The sequence below is a fragment of the Sorangium sp. So ce321 genome (assembly GCF_051530195.1).
GTDB lineage: Bacteria > Myxococcota_A > Polyangia > Polyangiales > Polyangiaceae > Sorangium.
In genome coordinates this window covers 12,869,947-12,888,976 of record NZ_CP150329.1, presented here as the reverse complement: position 1 = coordinate 12,888,976, position 19,030 = coordinate 12,869,947, and the positions used below count along the sequence as shown (strand labels likewise).

At 71.5% G+C, this 19,030-nt stretch carries 14 protein-coding genes; 1 reads left to right on the top strand and 13 read right to left on the bottom strand.

Features of this window, described 5'->3' with window-relative positions:
* Nucleotides 1-50: 50 nt before the first annotated feature.
* The 9 genes from WME89_RS47880 to WME89_RS47840 form a co-directional block, all read right to left on the bottom strand.
* A complete protein-coding gene (locus WME89_RS47880; protein WP_438006198.1) occupies nucleotides 51-1,394 on the bottom strand; it encodes an OmpP1/FadL family transporter in 1,344 nt (447 codons plus the stop codon).
* 197 nt (nucleotides 1,395-1,591) lie between these two features.
* Entirely contained in the window at nucleotides 1,592-3,415 is a 1,824-nt protein-coding gene (locus WME89_RS47875) for an acetyltransferase (RefSeq protein ID WP_438006197.1), read from the bottom strand.
* Between the two features lie 2 nt (nucleotides 3,416-3,417).
* Nucleotides 3,418-5,391, bottom strand: coding sequence for a hypothetical protein (locus tag WME89_RS47870; RefSeq protein ID WP_438006196.1), 1,974 nt, complete (start codon nucleotides 5,389-5,391; stop codon nucleotides 3,418-3,420).
* A gap of 378 nt (nucleotides 5,392-5,769) precedes the next feature.
* On the bottom strand, nucleotides 5,770-7,242 hold the full coding sequence (locus WME89_RS47865; protein ID WP_438006195.1) for a ketopantoate reductase family protein: 1,473 nt from the start codon (nucleotides 7,240-7,242) through the stop codon (nucleotides 5,770-5,772).
* Nucleotides 7,243-7,722: 480 nt separating this feature from the next.
* Nucleotides 7,723-8,673: a diacylglycerol/lipid kinase family protein gene (locus tag WME89_RS47860; RefSeq protein WP_438006194.1), complete on the bottom strand. Its 951-nt coding sequence runs from the start codon at nucleotides 8,671-8,673 to the stop codon at nucleotides 7,723-7,725.
* 138 nt (nucleotides 8,674-8,811) lie between these two features.
* Nucleotides 8,812-9,165 carry a hypothetical protein gene (locus tag WME89_RS47855; RefSeq protein ID WP_438006193.1) on the bottom strand — a complete coding sequence of 118 codons (354 nt, stop codon included), beginning with the start codon at nucleotides 9,163-9,165 and terminating at the stop codon, nucleotides 8,812-8,814.
* 54 nt (nucleotides 9,166-9,219) lie between these two features.
* Nucleotides 9,220-10,233: a YihY/virulence factor BrkB family protein gene (locus WME89_RS47850; RefSeq protein ID WP_438006192.1), complete on the bottom strand. Its 1,014-nt coding sequence runs from the start codon at nucleotides 10,231-10,233 to the stop codon at nucleotides 9,220-9,222.
* 365 nt (nucleotides 10,234-10,598) lie between these two features.
* The gene (locus WME89_RS47845) at nucleotides 10,599-11,834 is read right to left on the bottom strand and encodes a PAS domain-containing protein (protein ID WP_438006191.1); all 1,236 of its coding nucleotides are present in this window, start codon (nucleotides 11,832-11,834) and stop codon (nucleotides 10,599-10,601) included.
* A 450-nt stretch (nucleotides 11,835-12,284) separates the two neighbouring features.
* Entirely contained in the window at nucleotides 12,285-13,556 is a 1,272-nt protein-coding gene (locus tag WME89_RS47840; protein ID WP_438006190.1) for a PAS domain-containing protein, read from the bottom strand.
* Between the two features lie 130 nt (nucleotides 13,557-13,686).
* On the opposite strand from WME89_RS47840, the gene WME89_RS47835 reads away from it, so the two are divergent.
* Nucleotides 13,687-14,298 carry a hypothetical protein gene (locus tag WME89_RS47835; RefSeq protein ID WP_438006189.1) on the top strand — a complete coding sequence of 204 codons (612 nt, stop codon included), beginning with the start codon at nucleotides 13,687-13,689 and terminating at the stop codon, nucleotides 14,296-14,298.
* A gap of 72 nt (nucleotides 14,299-14,370) precedes the next feature.
* Here WME89_RS47835 and WME89_RS47830 read toward each other — a convergent pair whose 3' ends face one another.
* The 4 genes from WME89_RS47830 to WME89_RS47815 form a co-directional block, all read right to left on the bottom strand.
* Nucleotides 14,371-15,621: a PAS domain-containing protein gene (locus WME89_RS47830; protein ID WP_438006188.1), complete on the bottom strand. Its 1,251-nt coding sequence runs from the start codon at nucleotides 15,619-15,621 to the stop codon at nucleotides 14,371-14,373.
* A gap of 339 nt (nucleotides 15,622-15,960) precedes the next feature.
* Nucleotides 15,961-16,680 carry a MerR family transcriptional regulator gene (locus WME89_RS47825; protein WP_438006187.1) on the bottom strand — a complete coding sequence of 240 codons (720 nt, stop codon included), beginning with the start codon at nucleotides 16,678-16,680 and terminating at the stop codon, nucleotides 15,961-15,963.
* A gap of 125 nt (nucleotides 16,681-16,805) precedes the next feature.
* Nucleotides 16,806-18,050, bottom strand: a complete 1,245-nt coding sequence (locus tag WME89_RS47820) for an MFS transporter (protein WP_438006186.1) — start codon at nucleotides 18,048-18,050, stop codon at nucleotides 16,806-16,808.
* Nucleotides 18,051-18,127: 77 nt separating this feature from the next.
* Entirely contained in the window at nucleotides 18,128-18,979 is an 852-nt protein-coding gene (locus WME89_RS47815) for a helix-turn-helix domain-containing protein (protein ID WP_438006185.1), read from the bottom strand.
* Nucleotides 18,980-19,030: the final 51 nt, after the last annotated feature.

Sequence of the window (19,030 nt, the reverse complement as noted above, 5' to 3'; positions counted from 1 at the left end):
GCGATCGGTCCGGAGCTCGCCGCGCTTGCGCTCTTCCTAAAGACCCAAGCTCAGAACACGACCTTGAGGTGCCCGCCCACCGTCGTGAGCACCAGCGTGTATCTCCCGTTGCCGAGGTCGTAGTCCGACCCGGTCACGGTCCGCGGCAGGATGCCCTGCACGCGGAAGTCGGCCGAGAGCGAGACCTTATCGCTCACCTTGAGGACGCCGCCGACATCGCCGATCAGACGGTGGTTGTCGGGCGAGGCCACGTCGATCGTGCTGTCCGGCGACGCGGGCGACTGATAGCCGACCGACGCTGTCCCGAGCAGCGCCTCGCTCAGCCTGTACTTGGCGCCGACCTCCAGCCACACGGTGTCGTTCCACCGGCGCGGCAGCGTCACGGCCACGCGATCGATGATCCCGAGCTTCGGCTGGGCGAGGTCCGGCGAGGAGGCCTCGACGACGAACGCCTTGATGTCCGAATAGAGCACGTACGACAGGAGGCCATCGACGCTGAGCTTGTCGTTCACGCGGTAGCCGACCCCCGCGGTGAGCCGCTTGGGGAGCGTGAACGAGAGCTCCGCGTCGCCCTCCACGAGCGGCTTGTAGCGCAGGCCCTGCTCGGCCAGGTCCTGCGTGAAGAACGGGTGGTTCATGTCGATGGCGAACTTGCCCTTGTACCGCATCGCGGCGCTGTGCTGGTACGTCAGGCCGAAGCGGAGGTCCTTGTTCGGGTTGAAGGCGAGCCCGACGTGGAAGGAGGCGCCGTGCGATATCGCCTGCTTGAGCGAGATGGGGCGCGCGAGGACGTCGAGCTCGCGCAACTCGGAGGGCGTCGTCGGGCCGAAGTCGTTGTCCTGCTTGAGGTAGGCGAGGCCGTCGCGGAACTCCTTGAGGCCGGCGAAGTCCTGCACCTTGGAGAGCTCGGCGATGCCGCTGACGTACGAGATGCCGGCGCCGAGCGAGAGCTGCTCGGTCAGCTTGAGCCCGGCGGCCGCCGTGAGCGACGTCGCCACGATGAACGCCTGCTGGAGCTGCCAGCGCTGCGGGCCGTCCGGGAAGCTGAGCGCCGCGGCGTAGGGGACGTACAGGCCGACGCCGAGCGTGAGGCGGTCCGGGATGGTCGGGATCGCGAGGAAGGCGTTGCCCGTCGGCGCGACAGGCGTCGTCGAGACCGCCTCGTCGGAGCCGGCCTTGCCGGGGGCGGCGTTCGCCGGGTCGAGCGGGAGCTTGAACTGCAGCGTGTCCGGCGTCTGGTACGCGCCGCGCCGCTCGCGCTTGTACGTGGCGTGGCCGACGATGAGGCCCGCGCCGAGGAGGAGCTCCGGCCGCTCGACCCCGGCCAGCTCGGCCGGGTTCCAGAAGACAGCGGCGGCGTCCGCCGTCGTGGGGCCCGAGACGCCGCTCGTCACCCACGGCGCGTCGATGCCCGAGGCGCGCGCGTCGCCCGCCGTCCGGCAGAGGAGGCCTGTCGCGAGCGCGAGCGCGGCGAGCGCACGTCCTGTGCGTCGACACGCACGCGCACATGCGCGCGCACGAGCGCTGTCGCGAGGCGGCACGGTGAGCAGAGCTCCTGACATGAGACGGGTCCTCACGGTGGGTTATCCGGCTACTCGAGCCGGGTGAGGGTGAGCGAGAGGCGATGGGCGCTCGGCTTGTCGCCGATCCTGATCTCGTAGCGGCGCCCCTCGTCGTCCTCGAAGTACAGCGCATCTCCCGGCTTGACCTCCACCTTCTCGTGGAGCGCGTCGCCGTCGATCTCCTCGGTCGTCGACACCTTCTTCGCGAGCCCGGCGTCGGCGAAGAAGCCCGGGCGCTCGTACGCGTAGTCGCGCACGCGGCCGCCCTCCGCGTCCTTGCGGATGTCGTCGGGCGCGACGAAGTAGAGGTAGTCCCGCTGGCCCGCGACGCCGCTCCCGGTGCTCGGCTGGTAGAGGTAGAAGTCCGCGTCGCCGGCCGCGTTGTCGTTCAGCTCGATGGCCATGTCCTTGAGGACCGCGGGATCTCTCGAGAGGTTCTCCTTGATGCTCGCGACGAGGTCCTCTGTCTTCACGCCGACAGGGACGTCGCGGATGGGCACCACGAGGTCCGCCTCGCCCTCGGCGAGGCCGCCGTCGTGGAGCCGCGCCTGGGCCACCTCGAGGAGGATGTCCCAGAAGTACGACGGATCCGGGGCCGGCTTCGCGAGGACGATGCTGGGATCGACGCTGATCTGGGTCCATCCGGCGCCGTCGATGCAGACCCCCACGGCCTCGAAGTCGCTCGTGGAGCTGCCCTCCGGCGCGTAGCTGGAGCAGTGCGCCTCGATCTGCGCCGCCCTGAGCTCGCCGGCGCGGGCGAGGATGTGCTCGAAGACCCAGAGCGGCTGGTCCCACACGGGCGAGTCGTGCGGCGCCGGCGCCTCCTGCGTGCTCGCCTCCAGGTACATCGGGCTCTCGGGGATGCCGAGCGTCAGCTCGCCGATGCTGAGGTGCTTCGCGAGGTTGTTCAGCTCGAGCCAGTCGGGCTCGCTGAAATCGAAGAGGGTGTCAATCTGGCCGGGCGTGCTGTTGACGCTCGCGACGTCGGCCGCCGTCGCGTCGACGCCCTTGTACGGCAGGGCGTTGACGTTGACCTTGACCGTCATCGTGAAGTCGTCGAGGGCCGCCTTGACGCCCGAGGTCGCCTTGATGAAGCCGGGGTGCTTCGGGCCGTCCGGGTCGCCCGGATCGAGCGGCGCCGGGCCGAACTGCTCGGCGAGGCCGGCGAAGTCCGTGACGACGTCGTACAGGGTGACGGGGATGGAGTGGGGCGCGACGGGGAAGACGCCGTCCGGGTGCTCGTCGGTGGGCGGCCCTCTGCGGGTCTTCGTGTTCGGGTGCGTGCTGACCAGGTCCTCCAGGACGACCTGCGACGTGATCTCGACCGGGATGATCCGCTCGTTGGCCTCGGCGCCCACGAGCTCGGCGAGGATCTTCGACGTCGAGAGCCCGACGGCGCTGCCGACGCCGAGCAGGCTCTCGAGGCTCGTGCCGCTCAGGTCGGCGTTCTCCGGCGTCATGTTGAGGAGCCCGACGAGGCTCCGCGCCGCTGGAGTCAGCGCGTCGACCTCCGCGGGGGGCATGTACATGACCTTGAGCAGCGCGTTCTCGATGAGGTCCGAGATGTCGAGATCGAGCAGCCAGATCGCCTCGAGCGTGGGCCGCGGGATGGCGCGGAGCTCCTCGAGCGTGAGCGTCTTGGCGAAGCCCTTCGCGTCGAACCGCAGGAACTCGAGCGTGAGGGTGCGGCTCTGGCTCACGTCGAGCGCCGCCGGGGGCGGCGCCTGCTCCACGGTGACGGCCTCGACGCAGCCGGGCAGGGCGCAGGCGAGCGCGGCAGCGAGCAGGGGGCCGGGCCGGGCGCGCCGGCGGCGGGCGGGGGCGGCGGGGCGGGTGCGGTCTCGCGCTGCCATGATCAGAGCCTCTTCACGTCGGCGGTGATCTCCACCGGATCGCTTGTGTCGGGCACGTGGAAGCGGACCTCGTAGACGGCGGCCTCGTCGTCCTGCATGTAGAGCGTGGTCTCGCCCGGCGGCAGCTTGTATTTCTCGTGCGTCGTGTCGGCGAGGCCGTCGAGCTCCTTGTTCGAGACCTTGCTCGCCTCGTCGAGGTCGGGGCTCGTGAAGAAGCCGGGCTTGTCGTACGCGTAGGCGCGCGGGGCCTCCGCGCCCTGATCCGAGGGCCGGAGATCGTCCTCGGCCACGAAGTACAGATAAGGAGCGCCGCCCGGCGCGCCGCGGCCATAGAAGAAGTCGAGCGTGTCGTTGTTCACCCAGTAGCGGCCCAGGATGATCTCCGCGATCTCCTTGGCCTGGCCTTGCAGCGTCTGGCGGAGCTCGGTGACGATCTCCTCGCTGGTGAGGCCGATGCCGACGCCCGGGAGCGCGAAGACCGGCTGGGCCTTGCCCTCCACGATATCGGGGCTGCCCTCGCCGGTCGGATCGTGGATGGCGACCTGCGCGACGTCGGTGAGCAGCTCCCAGAAGAACTGCGGATCCGGTATGCGGGGCGGCGGGTCGGGCGGGAAGGCGATGTTGCCGAGGAAGACGGACCAGCCGGGCGGGTCGCCCTCCGGGCCGATGTTCACGCCGAGCCGGCACGTCGAGCCAGACTTGAAGTAACACCCCGAGAACCGAGCGCGGTCGCGGTACGTGAGGTAACCCGCGGTGGCGACGATGGACTCGAGGAGATAGGGGGGGACCGTCCAGATCGTGTCGGCGCCGACCGGGTGATCAGGAGCGTTCGTCTTGCAATCTGGCGTGTCGTTGCCGCTGCAAGAGGGCACGACGGTGGGGAGCTCGCGCAGCGAGATCCGCATGTCCACGGTCGGTGCCTGTGCAATGCCGCTGACCTGGAGCTTCTCGGGGTCCGTGAAGTCGAACCGCAGCGGCGCGTCGCCCTCGCGCAGGAACATGTCGCCGCCCCCCTTCGACAGGTCGATCCCGGAGACCCTGCGCAGGCCGGACTCGGCGACGACGCGCATCGAGAAGTCGGGCTGGAGGACATCGCTCCTGGTCGAGAAGGCGTCGTCGTCAGGGACGAGCACGCCCGGATGATCCCCGGCCCGGCCGAGCTTCTCATCGAGGGACTCGAGATCGTGCAAGGCTTCGTACAGCGTGACAGGCAATCTCACGCCGTCGGGGTCCGGGATGGCCGGGTGAGAGCCGAGCAGCTGCTGCTGGAGGGCGATGATGAGCTTGTCGATCGGCACGAGCGGCGCCGTGCGGTTCTCGCGCGTGACCGTCGGTTCTGGTTGGACCGCCAGATCGAGGTTGATGCTATCGGCGAGGATGTCCGCGAAGTCGAACGCGAAGGTGCCGGGGTTGTCATTGAAGAGCGCCTTCAGCTCCGCGAGCGACGTCCCCGTCACGTTGGCGTTGGCGGGTGTCATGCTGAGCAGCCGGACGAGCGCGAACTCCGCGGACGTCCGCCACGCCGCCCCGAAGCTCTGGCCGAGCGGGGTGAGCGTGCAGTCGTGGCCGGGATTCTCGCTGTCGTTCCGCCATGTGGTCCCGCACGCGTCCTGGATCCGCTCGAGCGCGCTCCGGAGCAAGCCGGTCGTGTCGACGTTGAGAACGGTGATCTGCTTCGCGCCGTCCTCGCCGAAGACCTGCAGCGCCTTCTGCTTGTCGAGCTGGAGTGTGACCGACGGCACCTCCGCGTCGTCGATGCGCATGCGGAACCGGTTCGGCTCCTCGATGACGGGGGCGCTGCCGGCGCCCCCCTCGCCGCCGCCCCCGCCGGCCGCCCCGCTTCCGCCCCCGCCGTCGTCGTCGCCGCACGCGGCGAGCGCGGCGAGCGCGGCGAGCGCGGCGGGCAGCATGAGGGAAACACGGCCGCGGAGCGCGGCGCCGCGCCGAGAGGGGAGTGCGAGCGGGGAGTGCGTCATGCGAGGGCTCCTCGTCGAGGGACCTTCTCGAGATCCACAGGAAGAGACGCCCGATGCTACCGAACTTCGACGCGACGGCGCGACAAAGAGTGCGCGTCGCGACGACGCGGAGAGCGCGATGCGCGCCGGCGGCAAGAAGGTCAGGACAATTGTTGGTGCCCCTCGGCACCCTGGCGGTTTTCCGTCGCCGATGTGTTCAACGTGCCGGGGTGGTGCTCTGACGAGGGGATACGAACTGCCAGGAGAGACAGAGGGCGCCAGGAACGCCGAGAAGGAATTTCTGGGGTCTCTCGGCGTCCTGGCGTGCCAGGCGTTCTCGGCCCCTTGGCGGTTTTCTCGATCCGGTTCCCCCCGGAGCAGATCCGACGCGAGCGCCGCCTAGATGCCCCCGCGATCACCCTGGGCGTTCGCGGCCGTCGCGGACGGCTCACGCGGCTCGGCCGCCTGGGCATCGACGGCGGCCGCGGGCGGTTCGTGCGGCGCGGCCGCCCATGCGTCGGCGGCGGCCGCGGACGGCTCGTGCGGCGCGGCCGCCCATGCGTCGGCGGCGGCCGCGGACGGCTCGTGCGGCGCGGCGGCCTGGGCGTCGATGGCGGCCGCGATCGGCTCCTGCGGCGCGGCGGCCTGGGCGTCGACGGCGGCGAAGGGCTCGTACGGCGCGGCCGCCCGGGCGTCGGCGGCGGCCGCGATCGGCTCCTGCGGCGCGGTCGCGGGCGGGGGCCGGATGGACCCCGGCGCGCCGACGAGCGCGCGCGTCCGGTCGAACAGCGCGCGCAGCGACTCGAGGCTCGGCTTGCGCTTGCGCGCCGCGATCGCGAGCACCTCCTCGCGGACCGCGGCGTTGATGGGCGTCGCTATATCGAGCGCGGCGCCGCGCGAGGCGACCTCGCCGTTCAGGAAGTCGACCGCCGGCGGGCGGCCGCGCTCGATGGCGGCGAGCATCGAGGAGCGCATGCGGCGGTAGCGCGCGCCGACCGCGAGGAGCAGCGCGTGCTTCGCGAAGAGCCCCGGCGAGCCGGCCGCGACGCGCTCGGCGTCCGTGAGCGCGATCCAGTCGAGATCGAGCGTCCCCGCCACCTTCTCGAGGCGCACGCCGATGGCGCGCGAGACGTGCACCGTCTCGGTCATGATCTCCAGCGCCAGGCGGCGGACAAAGCGGTGCCTGAGGAGCGCGCCGAGGCGGTCGCCGCCGACGGTGCCGAGCGACGAGATGGCGCAGTTGATGGCGAGCTTCGACCAGCGCGCGCCGGCGAGGTTGTCGGTCACGGTCGTCGGGCCGATCGCCTCGAGGATCCGCGCGAGCTCGTGGAGGCGGGCGTCGCTCGCGCCGTCGAGCCGGCCGAGGACGAAGCCGCCGCTCGAGGTGCGGTCGTACACGCCGGGCTCGACCATCGAGGCGCCCCACGCGACGATGGCCCCGAAGGTGCGCTCCGGGCCGGCGATGCGGGCGATGCGCTCCTCGCAGAGGCCGTTCTGCAGGCAGATCATCGCGCCCGACGGCGCGAGGTGCGCGACGACGCTGCGCGCGGCCTCCTCGACCTGCGGCGGCTGCGTCGCGAGGAGGATGTAATCGAACGGGCGGGTGTCCTGGCCGAGCTCGCACTCCGCGCGGCCGCGCACGGTGCCGGGGCTCGCCTCGCCGCGCACCCGGAAGCCGGCGGCGTTGATGGCGTCCGCGATGATCGGGTTCGTCGTGAACGCGGTGACGTCGTGGCCCTGCTCGAACAGGTGCGCGGCGACGATGCCGCCGATCCCGCCGCAACCGACGACCAGCAGCCGGGGAGCGGAGGAAGCGCGCGCCGCGGACGAGCTCGGGGCAAGCTCGCCTGGAGGGGAATCGATGAAGCTCATGCGAGATCCCTTACCACCGCTGCGCTGCGGGCTCGACGGCTGCAGGAGAGCGGGAACCGGGCGAAAAGGTGGTCGGACGTCACCGCGGTGCGTCAGCGCGCGGCGCGTCCATGGGCCATGATGGCGATTCTGCTCTTCCTCAGACCAGCATTCTGGACTGATCGTTCCAGAATGTGCGCGGCGCAGGGCGCCTGCCGGACTCACCTGACGCACGCTCCTGCGGCGCATTCTGGACTGATCGTTCCAGAATGCGCGGCGCAGGGCGCCTGCCGGACTCACCTGACGCACGCTCCTGCGGCGCATTCTGGAACGATCAGTCCAGAATGATCGGTCCAGAATGGGTCGCAGGAGCAGGCCGCAGGGCTCGATCACGAGGCCAGCCCGCGCCGCGAGGAGCAGGGGGCGCCTCGGGCCGGGCAGCTCATCGGAAAACCGCGCCAGGCAAGCTCTTTCCGCCCGCGGCGCCTCCCCGCCAGCCCCTCAGTCCGCCGGCGCCAGCACCTCGATCGCCTTCGGCTCCATCGTGACCGTGATCGGCAGCCGTCCGAGCGGCTCGCCGTCCACGTCGAGCAGGAACGCGTGCTCGACGTCGCGGTTCAGGAGCGTGAGCTCGATGCGATCGCACTGGAAGTGGCGGACGTCCGGGTGGCGGACGTGCGCGCCCGTGTACATGCCGGTCGACACGGCCGCGAAGCGGACGTGGGGCGCGCCGCCGAGGTCGATCACGTCGAACACGCCGTCGTCGGCCCGCGCCATCGGCGCGACCTGCATTCCGGCGCCGAAGAAGCGGCCGTTGCAGATGGCCACGGTGCGCGTCGCGAGCTCCTCCTCGCGGCGCTCCCCGCGCAGCGTCGCCACGCAGCGCACCCGGCCGACGCGGCTGCGAATGAGGCCCCGGACCGAGGCCATCGTGTACGCGAGCGTGTTGCCGAGCGCCCGCGACGTCTCGCTGACGATCTGATCCACGAGGCCGCTCATCCCCGCGGAGAGGACGTTGACGAAGAACGCCTCGGCCTGCCGGCCGTCGTGCGTCTCGTACGAGAAGCGGCCCACGTCCATGCGACGCGCGCTGCCGCTCGCGATCGCCGTGCAGTACCGGTCGAGCCGGTGGTTCAGCTTCAGCGTCCGGCAGAGATCGCCGCCGGTGCCCGCGCCGATGATCCCGAGCCGGGTCCCCGCGGCGCCCCGATCCCGCGCCTGCATCAGCCCGTTCACGACCTCGTTGACGCTGCCGTCCCCGCCGACCGCGACGACCGTCTCGCGCCCGTCGAGCGCCGCCTCGCGCGCGAGGTCGACCGCGTGGCGCGGGCGCTCCGTGCGCACGACGTCGACCTCGCCGAGGACGCGCCGGATGGGCGTCTGCATCCCGTCGAAGAGCTTGCCGGTCCTTCCGCCGCTGGACCGGGGATTCACGATGAGCAGGGGGCGCATGCGGCACCGATGCTAGATGCCGCAGGCGGCCCAGGGCGAGGTGTTTTTGTGGCGCGACGCGCCCGCCGCCGGCGGTGGCCGGCGCGCGCGGCGCGCACGGGGGAGCGCGCTGGCCCCGGCCGGCGCGGGCCGCGCCGATCACGGCTGCTTGGTGCAACCGCAGCCGCAATCGTCGCTGAAGTAGCTCCACCCGGGCTCGCAGGCGAAGCGGATCCGGGCGCAGGCGTCCTGGCTGTGCCCGACGTACTTGAGCAGCAGGGTGTCGGTCCCGCAGCCCTGCGGCTCGCCGGTGCCCGTCGCGCCGCCGGCCCCTGTCGGGGCGCCGCCGCCGCCCGCGTCGTCGAGGCTCAGCGCCTCCTCTGCCTCCGCGCCCCGCGCGCCCTCCGCCGGCGGAGGCGACGTCGGCGCGCCGGCCGGGGCGCTCTGGCAGCCCGCGGCGAGCGAGCCGAAGAGCACGAGCAGCGATGTGGACAAGAGGACTCTATTCAGCATGAGGGTGCTCCGGAAAGAAGTAAGTCTCGCGCGAACCAGGGCTGCGAGGGCGGGCTACGCCCTCCCGCCGTGGAGCTCCGAGCCGTTCGAGCGGATGGGGCGGGGGAGCGCGATGTCGCCGCCCGCGGCCTTGTCGCGCGGGGGGAGCGCGGCGCTGGCCGGGAGCGCGGCGCCCTGGCGCTCTTCCTTCTCGGTCTTCGGCACGTCCGGCCCCGTATCGCTGGCGTCCTTGGCGCCGGTGCGCTTCCCGTCCGGCGAGCGGTGCTCGATGATGGCGTTGATCTCGGCGCCGAGGAGCACCGCCATCGAGGAGATCCAGCTCCAGAGCAGGAGGACGATGACGCCGCCGAGCGCGCCGTAGCTCACCTCGTAGCTGCCGAAGCGGCTGACGTAGAAGGAGAAGCCCAGGGACGCGAGGACCCAGATCACGACCGCCACGACCGATCCCGGGGTGATGAACTTGAACTTCTGCTCCACGTCGGGGAGCACGTAATAGAGGGTCGCCAGGACAGCCATCACGATGAGCGCCGAGACCGGCACGCGCAGCCAGAGGAGCAGCGTCCCGAAGGGGCCGAGGTGCTCGGCGACCGCCGGCGCGGCGACCGTGAGCGCCGAGGCGATCGCCAGCAGGACGGCGCCGCCGAGGGTGACCAGGAGGGAGATGCCGCGGCGCTTGAGGAACGACCGGCTGTCCTCGACGCCATAGGCCGAGTTGAGCGCGTCCATGAGCGCGATCACGCCGCCCGAGGCGGCCCAGACCGCGCCGAGGGCGCCGAGGGTCAGGAGCCCCGGGCTCTGCCCCTCGGTGAGCGCCTGGAGGCGCTCGCCGAGGATGTTCGCCACCGCCGGGGGGGCGACCCGGTAGAGCTCGCTGATCAGCCGCGCAGAATCGGCCGGGTCGATGACCAGGCCGGCGAGGGCGACCGCGAAGAGCAGGAACGGGAAGATCGCGAGGACACCGAAGAAGGCCAGCGCAGCAGCGACGGTGTCGACCTTGTCCTTGACCCATTCCTGCTTGATGTCGTTCAGAAAATCCTTCCAGGGGATTTCTTTTCCGGGCAGGTGCATGACAGACCTTCACTGCTGGGGCGCACGAGGCGCCGTGATGTTCATCCTGGCGGCTCACGCCGGGGCGGCTGCCCTCAGGGGAGCAACGCGAATGCCAGGACGAGCGCGGTGGGGGCTCGACCCCGAGGTAGCGTTCTCTCGGCTTGCAGCCCGGCCGAGCGCTCGGCGGCTCACCGGCGCGCGTGGCGCGAATTGCCCCACGGGGCAGAAAGGCCACGGCACGGCGCGGGCGATCGCAAGCTCCGTTGCCATGGTTGCCATGGGGCTCCTCGCCGCGTCCCGGCCGCCGCGGCGCGCCCTCTCCCGCGTGCGGTAGCGACGTTCTGGCGGGAGGCGGCTCGCGGTTCAGGCGGGCAGCTCGCAGTTCAGGTGGGCGGCCGCCGCGCCGCGGGCGAGCCGTTCTTGAGCGGGCCCGGCGTCCTGGCGCGCGGCGCGAGGGCGTGGGCGATGCCGCCCTGCAGGGTGCTGCGTGTGGTGATGCCGGAGAGGTCGACGCCGAGGTCGACGAGGGTCTGTGCGGTGTCGGGGCCGATGCCGGTGAGGACGAGCTGTGCGCCGAGCAGGCGCGCGGCACGGGCGATGCGGAGCAGGGCGTCGGCGGACTCGGCGTCGACGTCCTTGACGCCGGTGACGTCGAGGATGGCGGTGTGGAACTGGTGCTGGACGATGCCGTCGAGGAGCTTCTCCATGGCCTGCTGAGCGCGAGGGCGGTCGAGGGTGCCGATGAGGGGCATGGCGACGATGCCCTCGGCGAGGGGGACGAGGGGCGTGGAGAGCTCGCGGAGAGCGTCCTGCTGAGCCTGGATGACCTGCTGCTGGAGGGCGAGTCGCTCGTGCTCTGCGTCGTAGAGGGGGGTGAGGTCGCGGGCGATGGTGGCGAGGGCCGGTGGCCGCCCCGCCTCGGCGGCGAGGGCGACCATGGAGACCTGGCAGGGGAGGGTGCGCCCGTCGTGCTGCATCAGGCTCAGGGTGCCTTGCCACGAGCCGCTCTCGAAGCACTGCTGCAAGGTGTCCGAGAGCCGGTCCTGCTCCTCTGCGTAGAGGTCGAAGAGGCTCTTTCCGAGCGTGCCGTCGCCGTGTCCTGTCATGGCGCGGAAGGCCTGGTTGGCGTGGAAGACAGCGCCTTGCTTGGAGGCGATGCACACGCCGTCCGGGGCGCTGTCGACGAGCGCCTGGAAGTTGCGCAGCTCTCCCTGGGCGAGCGCCAGCTGCCGCTGCGCCGTGATGTCGCGCGCCACCCAGATCACTGTGTCGCCCTCGAGCGGCCTGCAGAGGGCGTGATACAATAGCTCGCCCTGAGGCCAGGCGATCGAGTATTCCACTTCCGTGGGCCTGCGCTCCACGAGCGCCTTCCGGATGGCGTCCACGCAGCGCTCCGCGTCTTTCCCGATGACGCTGGTCATCGTCGCGCCGGCGCCGTGCCTGGCGACCTCGGGAGGCGTGATCAGCGTCGGGAACAGCTCGAGACAGACCCCATCGCGATCGACGAACGCGATGAAGGCGGGCATCAGGGAGCAGATGGCTTCCAACCTGGCCTCGGCTCGCTCCAGCTCGGCCACGCGCCGGCGGAGCGCCTCGTTCTCGCGTTCGATAGCCGTCAAGCTGTGTTGATCGCTCATCGTGCCGATATTCCAGCCCGATTGTACCCGTGGATTTCGTCCACGGCGAGCGAAATTGTCCGGGCACAAAGGCGGTGCCACGTCGCCCACCGCGGACTGGCCATCTGCCAGCTGGGCCCGCACGGCGAGGCGGAACATCGCCTTGCCGATGCTCGCGCCCTCGCCCCGGGCCGGTCACCGCCGGCGGGGCGTGTGTCGCTCGCCGCGGCGGCGCGGGGGGACCGGGGCTCCCCGGCGCGCTTCCGTCAGAGCTGAAGATGGGACCTGTGAGACCGCGTGATCGCCGTCGTCTCGGTCTCGGTGTTCATCGGCGCTGGCTACCTGTTCTCGGCCCTGGTCGCGGCGAAGCAGGGGCCATGAACGCCCTGCGCCGTGCCCCGGGGCGCCACATGGCAGCCCCGGCGCAGGCGCCCTGCCCGGGGGCGGTCGCGTTCAGGCGGGCAGTCGCCGCGCCGCGGGCGAGCTGGGGGTGCCTGTCGCGAGCCGGCCGGGTCTTCCGGCCCGAGGCGCGAGGGCGTGGGCGATGCCGCCCTGCAGGGTGCTGCGTGTGGTGATGCCGGAGAGGTCGACGCCGAGGTCGACGAGGGTCTGCGCGGTGTCGGGGCCGATGCCGGTGAGGACGAGCTGTGCGCCGAGCAGGCGCGCGGCGCGGGCGATGCGGAGCAGGGCGTCGGCGGACTCGGCGTCGACGTCCTTGACGCCGGTGACGTCGAGGATGGCGGTGTGGAACTGGTGCTGGACGATGCCGTCGAGGAGCTTCTCCATGGCCTGCTGAGCGCGAGGGCGGTCGAGGGTGCCGATGAGGGGCATGGCGACGATGCCCTCGGCGAGGGGGACGAGGGGCGTGGAGAGCTCGCGGAGAGCGTCCTGCTGAGCCTGGATGACCTGCTGCTGGAGGGCGAGTCGCTCGTGCTCTGCGTCGTAGAGGGGGGTGAGGTCGCGGGCGATGGTGGCGAGGGCCGGTGGCCGCCCTGCCTCGGCGGCGAGGGCGACCATGGAGACCTGGCAGGGGAGGGTGCGCCCGTCGTGCTGCATCAGGCTCAGGGTGCCTTGCCACGAGCCGTTCTCGAAGCACTGCTGCACGATCGCGGCGAGCTGGTCGTGCTCCTCAGCGCGGTAGAGGTCGAAGAGGCTCTTTCCGAGCGCGTGGTCGCCGTGTCCTGTCATGTCGCGGAAGGCCTGGTTGGCGTGGAAGACCGCGCCTTCGCTGGAGGCGATGCACACGCCGTCCGGGGCGCTGTTGACGAGCGCCTGGAAGTTGCGCAGCTCCGCCTGGGCATACGCCAGTCGCCGCTGCGCTGTGATGTCATGCGCGACCCAGAGCACAGTGTCGTCCGTGAACGGCTTGCAAGAGGCCTGGCACCACACCTCGTCCTGGCCGAAGCGGATGGGGTACTCCAGGCTCGCGATCGTCCGCGTGGCGAGCGACTCCCGGATCGTCCCGATGCAGCGCTCGATGTGGTCCTCGCGGACCACCGCGGCCATCGGTGTGGTGAGACGCCCGTTTTCCACCTTCCCGGAGCGGCTGAGGAGCGTCGCGAACGTCTCCCGGACGATCCCGTCGCGGTCGATGAGGGCGATGAACGCCCGGCTCACCGAGCACAGCGCTTCCAGCTTCGCCTCGGCTCCTTCGAGCTCGGCCACCCGCTGGCGCAGCGCTGCGTTCTCGCGTTCGATCGCCTTCGAGCTCTGCTCGTCGCTCATCGTTCCACACGCTATCCTATCTCGATCCCACCGTCAGCCACGCCGACCCGCGCTGCGACACTCGCGCCAGGTGGCGATTGGCGAGGCGCGGGCGTCCCTGTACCCTGGGCCCCGGGCCATGAGCGCACCTGTGCGATCCGTCCTACCTGCGCCGTTCGATGTGCTCGCTGACGCGACCTCGGTATCGTTCGGTCCCGTCGGTCCTGCGGCCGTCCTTCGGCCCGAGGCGGTCGCCTATCAGCAGGCGCAACGGCTGGCAGCGTCGGCGCTCCCCGAGATCGAGCGCCTGCTCGCCCGCGGCACGCCCGCGGGGCGGATGTACGCGGCGATGCTGCTCGACCCCATCGACCGCGACCGCGGGCGTCGCGCCTGGGAGTCGCTGCGATCGGTGCACGAGTGGGTATCCGTCGCGCCCGGGGGTTGTCTCGTGTACTCCGCGCTGGTCTCCGACTTCGCAGAGAGCGTATTGACCCGGGGCGTGCTGGAGGCCTATCGGCCCCTCCCGCCGCCGGAGCCGACCGCTCCCTACCCCGCGCCCGCCGCCGCGTCGGCCTCGCCCCCGGGCCGGATCGAGCGGTTGCTCCTCGGTGTCATGGGCCTGGTGGACGCCGTCGAGCGCCTGTGGGCGCGGCTGCAGAGCAGCCCTGGGGGCGCGGTGCTGATCGCCGTCGTCTCGGTCTCGGCGTTCATCGGCGCTGGCTACCTGTTCTCGGCCCTGGTCACGGCGAAGCAGGGGCCATGAACGCCCTGCGCCGTGCCCCGGGGCGCCACATGGCAGCCCCGGCGCAGGCGCCCTGCCCGGGGGCGGTCGCGTTCAGGCGGGCAGTCGCCGCGCCGCGGGCGAGCTGGGGGTGCCTGTCGCGAGCCGGCCGGGTCTTCCGGCCCGAGGCGCGAGGGCGTGGGCGATGCCGCCCTGCAGGGTGCTGCGTGTGGTGATGCCGGAGAGGTCGACGCCGAGGTCGACGAGGGTCTGCGCGGTGTCGGGGCCGATGCCGGTGAGGACGAGCTGTGCGCCGAGCAGGCGCGCGGCGCGTGCGATGCGGAGCAGGGCGTCGGCGGACTCGGCGTCGACGTCCTTGACGCCGGTGACGTCGAGGATGGCGGTGTGGAACTGGTGCTGGACGATGCCGTCGAGGAGCTTCTCCATGGCCTGCTGAGCGCGAGAGCGGTCGAGGGTGCCGATGAGGGGCATGGCGACGATGCCCTCGGCGAGGGGGACGAGGGGCGTGGAGAGCTCGCGGAGAGCGTCCTGCTGAGCCTGGATGACCTGCTGCTGGAGGGCGAGTCGCTCGTGCTCTGCGTCGTAGATGGGGGTGAGGTCGCGGGCGATGGTGGCGAGGGCCGGTGGCCGCCCTGCCTCGGCGGCGAGGGCGACCATGGAGACCTGGCAGGGGAGGGTGCGCCCGTCGTGCTGCATCAGGCTCAGGGTGCCTTGCCACGAGCCGTTCTCGAAGCACTGCTGCACGATCGCGGCGAGCTGGTCGTGCTCCTCTGCGCGGTAGAGGTCGAAGAGGCTCTTTCCGAGCGCGCCGTCGCCGTGTCCTGTCATGTCGCGGAAGGCCTGGTTGGCGTGGAAGACCACGCCTTCGCTGGAGGCGATGCACACGCCGTCGGGGGCGCTGTCGACGAGCGCCTGGAAGTTGCGCAGCTCTCCCTGGGCGAGCGCCAGCTGCCGCTGCGCCGTGATGTCGCGCGCCACCCAGATGACCGTGTCGTCCGTGAACGGCTTGCAGGCAGCCTGGAGCCACAGGGTGCGATCGCGAAGCGTGATAGGGTACTCGATGTTCAGGACCGTTTGCTTCGCGAGCGACTCCCGGATGACCGCGGCGCAGCGCTCGATATAGTCCTGTGCGACCACGTTGGTCAGGTGCTTGCCTTGCGCGTGCTTCGCCATCTCGGCAGGGATGACGAGCGTCGGGAACATCTCCTGAACGACCCCGTTGCGATCGAAGAAGGCGATGAACGACATGCTCACCGAGCAGAGCGCCTCCAGCTTCGCCTGAGCTTTCTCCAGCTCGGCCACGCGCTGGCGCAGCGCCGCATTCTCGCGTTCGATGTCAGTCAAGCTCGGTCGGTCAGTCATCGGTTGAGGATTCCGACCCCATTGTATGCCCCGAGCTCGGGCCGGGCGAGCGAAATCCAGCGGAAGATCGCGCTCATTCACGCGCTGCGCCACCTGTACGCCGCGGCAGCCCCGTGGCCGAGCGAGACCCGCCACGGCCTGCTGGCGAGCTGAGGAGCGCGCGATAACTGTCGACTCTCGTGAGAGCAAAATTCTTCGGCGCTGCGGTAGGATCGAGGGGAGGGAGCCCGCCGCGCGGCGCGGCGCGGCGCGGGCTCCCTCCCCTCGTGCCGGGAGATCGTCAATCCCCCCGCGCGTCCAGCGTCTACAGTGATCGTGACGCTAAGACATCGCCTTGCCGATGAACTCTTGCAACGCCGGATCCACCCCGGGCCGGCTCCTCATCGACGGCTCCTGCTGGTACATCGTGTTCAGCGATCTCTCGATCTCGGGGTTCTTCCCCGTGAACGCGTCGATGAGCTCCCGCATGCGCCGCACGATCTGCTGCACCGGCTCGCTCTTCGGATCGGAGCCCTTCTGCATCTCCGCCCGCATGTCATCGTAGATCGTCTTCCACGCGTTCTCTGCCTCGCGCATCTTCTCCGGGCCGAGCGCGTCCGCGCGCTGCTTGAGCTCCGCGAGCTGCTCTGGGGTGTAGTACTTCTCGATCATGGTCATCACCTCGATGGTTTGAAGGAGCTGCTCCACAGAGACGTCCTCTCCCGACCGCAGGACATGGGCCAGGCCCTCGAGCCGCGCGCAGAGCTTCTGCTCCAGCGCGATCTGCTCGCGCAGCCGCGACAGGTGCAGCTCGATGGTCTGCAGCGGTGAGAAACCCTGCCTGTCCAGACACCCGGCGATCTGCTCCAGGCTGAAGCCGAGCTCGCGCAGCGACTTGATCTGCTGGAGCCGGGCGACGTCGCCTGCCGAGTACATCCGGTGCCCCGACGCGGTGCGATGCGACGGAGAGAGCAGGCCGACCTCCTCGTAATAGTGGAGCGTCCGGACGGAGAGGCCGGTCTGCCTGGCGAGATCGCCGACTTTCAACGGTGCTGAACGCATGGTGCTTCCCCTGTTTCCAGGGCGGGCGAGGACGTCCATGCCCCGGAGGCTAGGTCCTCACGTAGCGTGAGGATCAAGGCCCGGCCCCAACTTTTTTTCGCGTCACCCTCGCGCGCCCCGGACCATCACTCCTCACCTCTGGCCGCGTGCGCCTCGACGATGCCCGCCCGGAGGAGCACCCCGGCGAGCGCCGCCGCGGCCGTCGCCGCCCAGAAGGGCGCGCCCATGCCGGCGCGCGCATAAAGCTGGGTGGCGACGAGCGGGACCACCACATAGGCCAGCTCCTGGAGCGCCTGATTGCCGCCCTGCGCCTGCCCCTGCGCGGCCGGCCCCGCGGCCCGCGACAGCAGGGCGGCGAACGAAGCGGTGAGCAGGCCCTCGCCGCCCGCGAACGCCACGATCGCCGCGACGAACGCCGGCGCGGAAGGGTGGCCGGCGACGAGCGCCATGGTCGCGAGCGCGAGGACCACGAGGCCGAGCCCCAGCGCCAGCACCCGCGCGTCCCCGAAGGCCCTGACCAGGCGCTCCAGCAAGATCCCCTGCACGCACACGTCCGTGACGCCGACCGCGATGACGGCGAAGCTCACCGCGTCGGCGCCCCACCCGAGCCGGTCCTTGGCCAGCAGCGCGAACGTCGCCTGGAGCGAGACGAAGGCCGCCGTGAACAGCACGCCCACGGTCAGGAGCGGGCGGAGGTGCTTCAGGCGGAGCAGCCCGGCGAGCTGCGAGAACGGGTCGAGCTTGCGCCACGGCACCGCGCGGGCCCGTCGCTCGGGGGCGAGGCTCTCCCCGAGGAACACATAGCTGCCCGCCGCGTTCAGGGCCGTGAGGAGCGCCGCCAGGAAGAACGGCGCCTTCAGGCCGAGCCTCAAGGCCAGACCGCCGAGCGCCGGGCCGGCGATGAGGCCTGCTCCGAACATCGCGCCTATCCGCCCGAAGTACCGGGCGCGCTGCTCGGGAGGCGACGTGTCGCCCAGGTACGCGAACAGCGTGCCCACGTTGCCCGCCGTGAGGCCGTCGATCGCGCGCCCGAGGAACAGGAGCGGCAGGGCGTCGGCGAAGCCGAACAGCGCATACCCCGCGGCGGAGCCCACGAGGCTGAGCAGGAGCACCGGGCGGCGGCCGGTCGCGTCGCTCAGCGCCCCGAGCGCCGGCGCGGAGAAGAAGGCGCAGAGCGAGTACGACGCGCTCAGCAGGCCCACCGCCGAGGCGACATGGGCAGGGTCGCCGGCGAACCGCGCGGCGAGGAAGGGGACCACCGGGGTCACCAGCCCGGTGCCGGCAGCGCTCAGGAACGCCGTGGCCTGAAGGAAGAAGAAAGCCCCCGGGCGTACGCCCGCGCCGGCGGGGCGCTCGACGGTGCTCGTCATGCAGCGACGGGTACGACCGGCGCGCCGCCGTCGATTGAACAAACGCGACACGGGCGCGCGCCCGGGGGCGCGTCAGGTCAGGCGCGCGCGTCTCCCCCGGGAGCGGCGCCGCGCGCGGCCTCGCCCCGCGGCCAGAGGCGCCGCACCTCGCCGGCGTACCGGCCGGGGCTCATGCCCGCGAAGGCGCGGAACTCCCGGATGAAGTGCGCCTGATCCGCGTAGCCGAGCTCGAAGGCCAGCGCGGTGAGGCTCGCGCCCGGGTCGAGCTCGAGGCGCTCGGTGGCCCGGGAGAAGCGGATGAGCCGCGCGAGCGCCTTCGGAGAGAGGCCAGCGGCCCGCTTGAACTGCCGCTCGAGCTGCCGCACCGACACCCCGAGCCGCTCGGCCAGCGCGCCGACGCGCGCGCCCCCGTCGCTCGCGTGCAGCGCGAGCCCCGCCGCCGCCACCGGGGCCGCCGCGCGGCGGGCCACGCGGCGCCGCGCGAGCAGCCACGCCTCGACCAGCCGGAGCGCCGCGCCACAGGCGCCTTCCGCGAGGAGCGGGCCGACCTGCCCGGAGAGCGCTTCCAGGCCCGGGCCCACGATCGTGCAGTACCCGCGCACGTCGGCCTCGCGCTCGAGGAACGAGGCCGCGTGCCACGGGTGGAAGCGCACGCCGAGCACGCGCGACAGGCCGCGGGAGACCATCCGAGCCGACCTGTCCCGCACGCCGATCACGAAGACGGGCGGCAAGGGGCGCAGGCGGCCGTCGCCCCCCTCGATGCGCGCGTCGCCGCAGTTGAACACGAGGTCGATGTTGGCGTCCGGCAGGAGGTGGTGCTCCTCCGTGCTCGCCGTGTGGCGCTCCTCGTACGAGGAGTAGCTCTTCACCGCGCCGCGCAGGAGGGGGTGCGGCGCGTGATCGCGGTAGCGGACGCCCTCGGACGCCATCGGTCCTGCGACTCTGAGGCAAGCGGGCGGCGCGGGCAAGCGCCGCCGTCA

What these genes read in the sequence shown, in the direction of transcription:
- WME89_RS47815 (WP_438006185.1), bottom strand. Translation starts at nt 18,979, where the DNA reads ATGGCGTCCGAGGGCGTCCGCTACCGCGATCACGCGCCGCACCCCCTC.
- WME89_RS47840 (WP_438006190.1), bottom strand. Translation starts at nt 13,556, where the DNA reads ATGAGCGACGAGCAGAGCTCGAAGGCGATCGAACGCGAGAACGCAGCG.
- WME89_RS47865 (WP_438006195.1), bottom strand. Translation starts at nt 7,242, where the DNA reads ATGAGCTTCATCGATTCCCCTCCAGGCGAGCTTGCCCCGAGCTCGTCC.
- WME89_RS47875 (WP_438006197.1), bottom strand. Translation starts at nt 3,415, where the DNA reads ATGGCAGCGCGAGACCGCACCCGCCCCGCCGCCCCCGCCCGCCGCCGG.
- WME89_RS47850 (WP_438006192.1), bottom strand. Translation starts at nt 10,233, where the DNA reads ATGCACCTGCCCGGAAAAGAAATCCCCTGGAAGGATTTTCTGAACGAC.
- WME89_RS47820 (WP_438006186.1), bottom strand. Translation starts at nt 18,050, where the DNA reads ATGACGAGCACCGTCGAGCGCCCCGCCGGCGCGGGCGTACGCCCGGGG.
- WME89_RS47855 (WP_438006193.1), bottom strand. Translation starts at nt 9,165, where the DNA reads ATGCTGAATAGAGTCCTCTTGTCCACATCGCTGCTCGTGCTCTTCGGC.
- WME89_RS47860 (WP_438006194.1), bottom strand. Translation starts at nt 8,673, where the DNA reads ATGCGCCCCCTGCTCATCGTGAATCCCCGGTCCAGCGGCGGAAGGACC.
- WME89_RS47870 (WP_438006196.1), bottom strand. Translation starts at nt 5,391, where the DNA reads ATGACGCACTCCCCGCTCGCACTCCCCTCTCGGCGCGGCGCCGCGCTC.
- WME89_RS47825 (WP_438006187.1), bottom strand. Translation starts at nt 16,680, where the DNA reads ATGCGTTCAGCACCGTTGAAAGTCGGCGATCTCGCCAGGCAGACCGGC.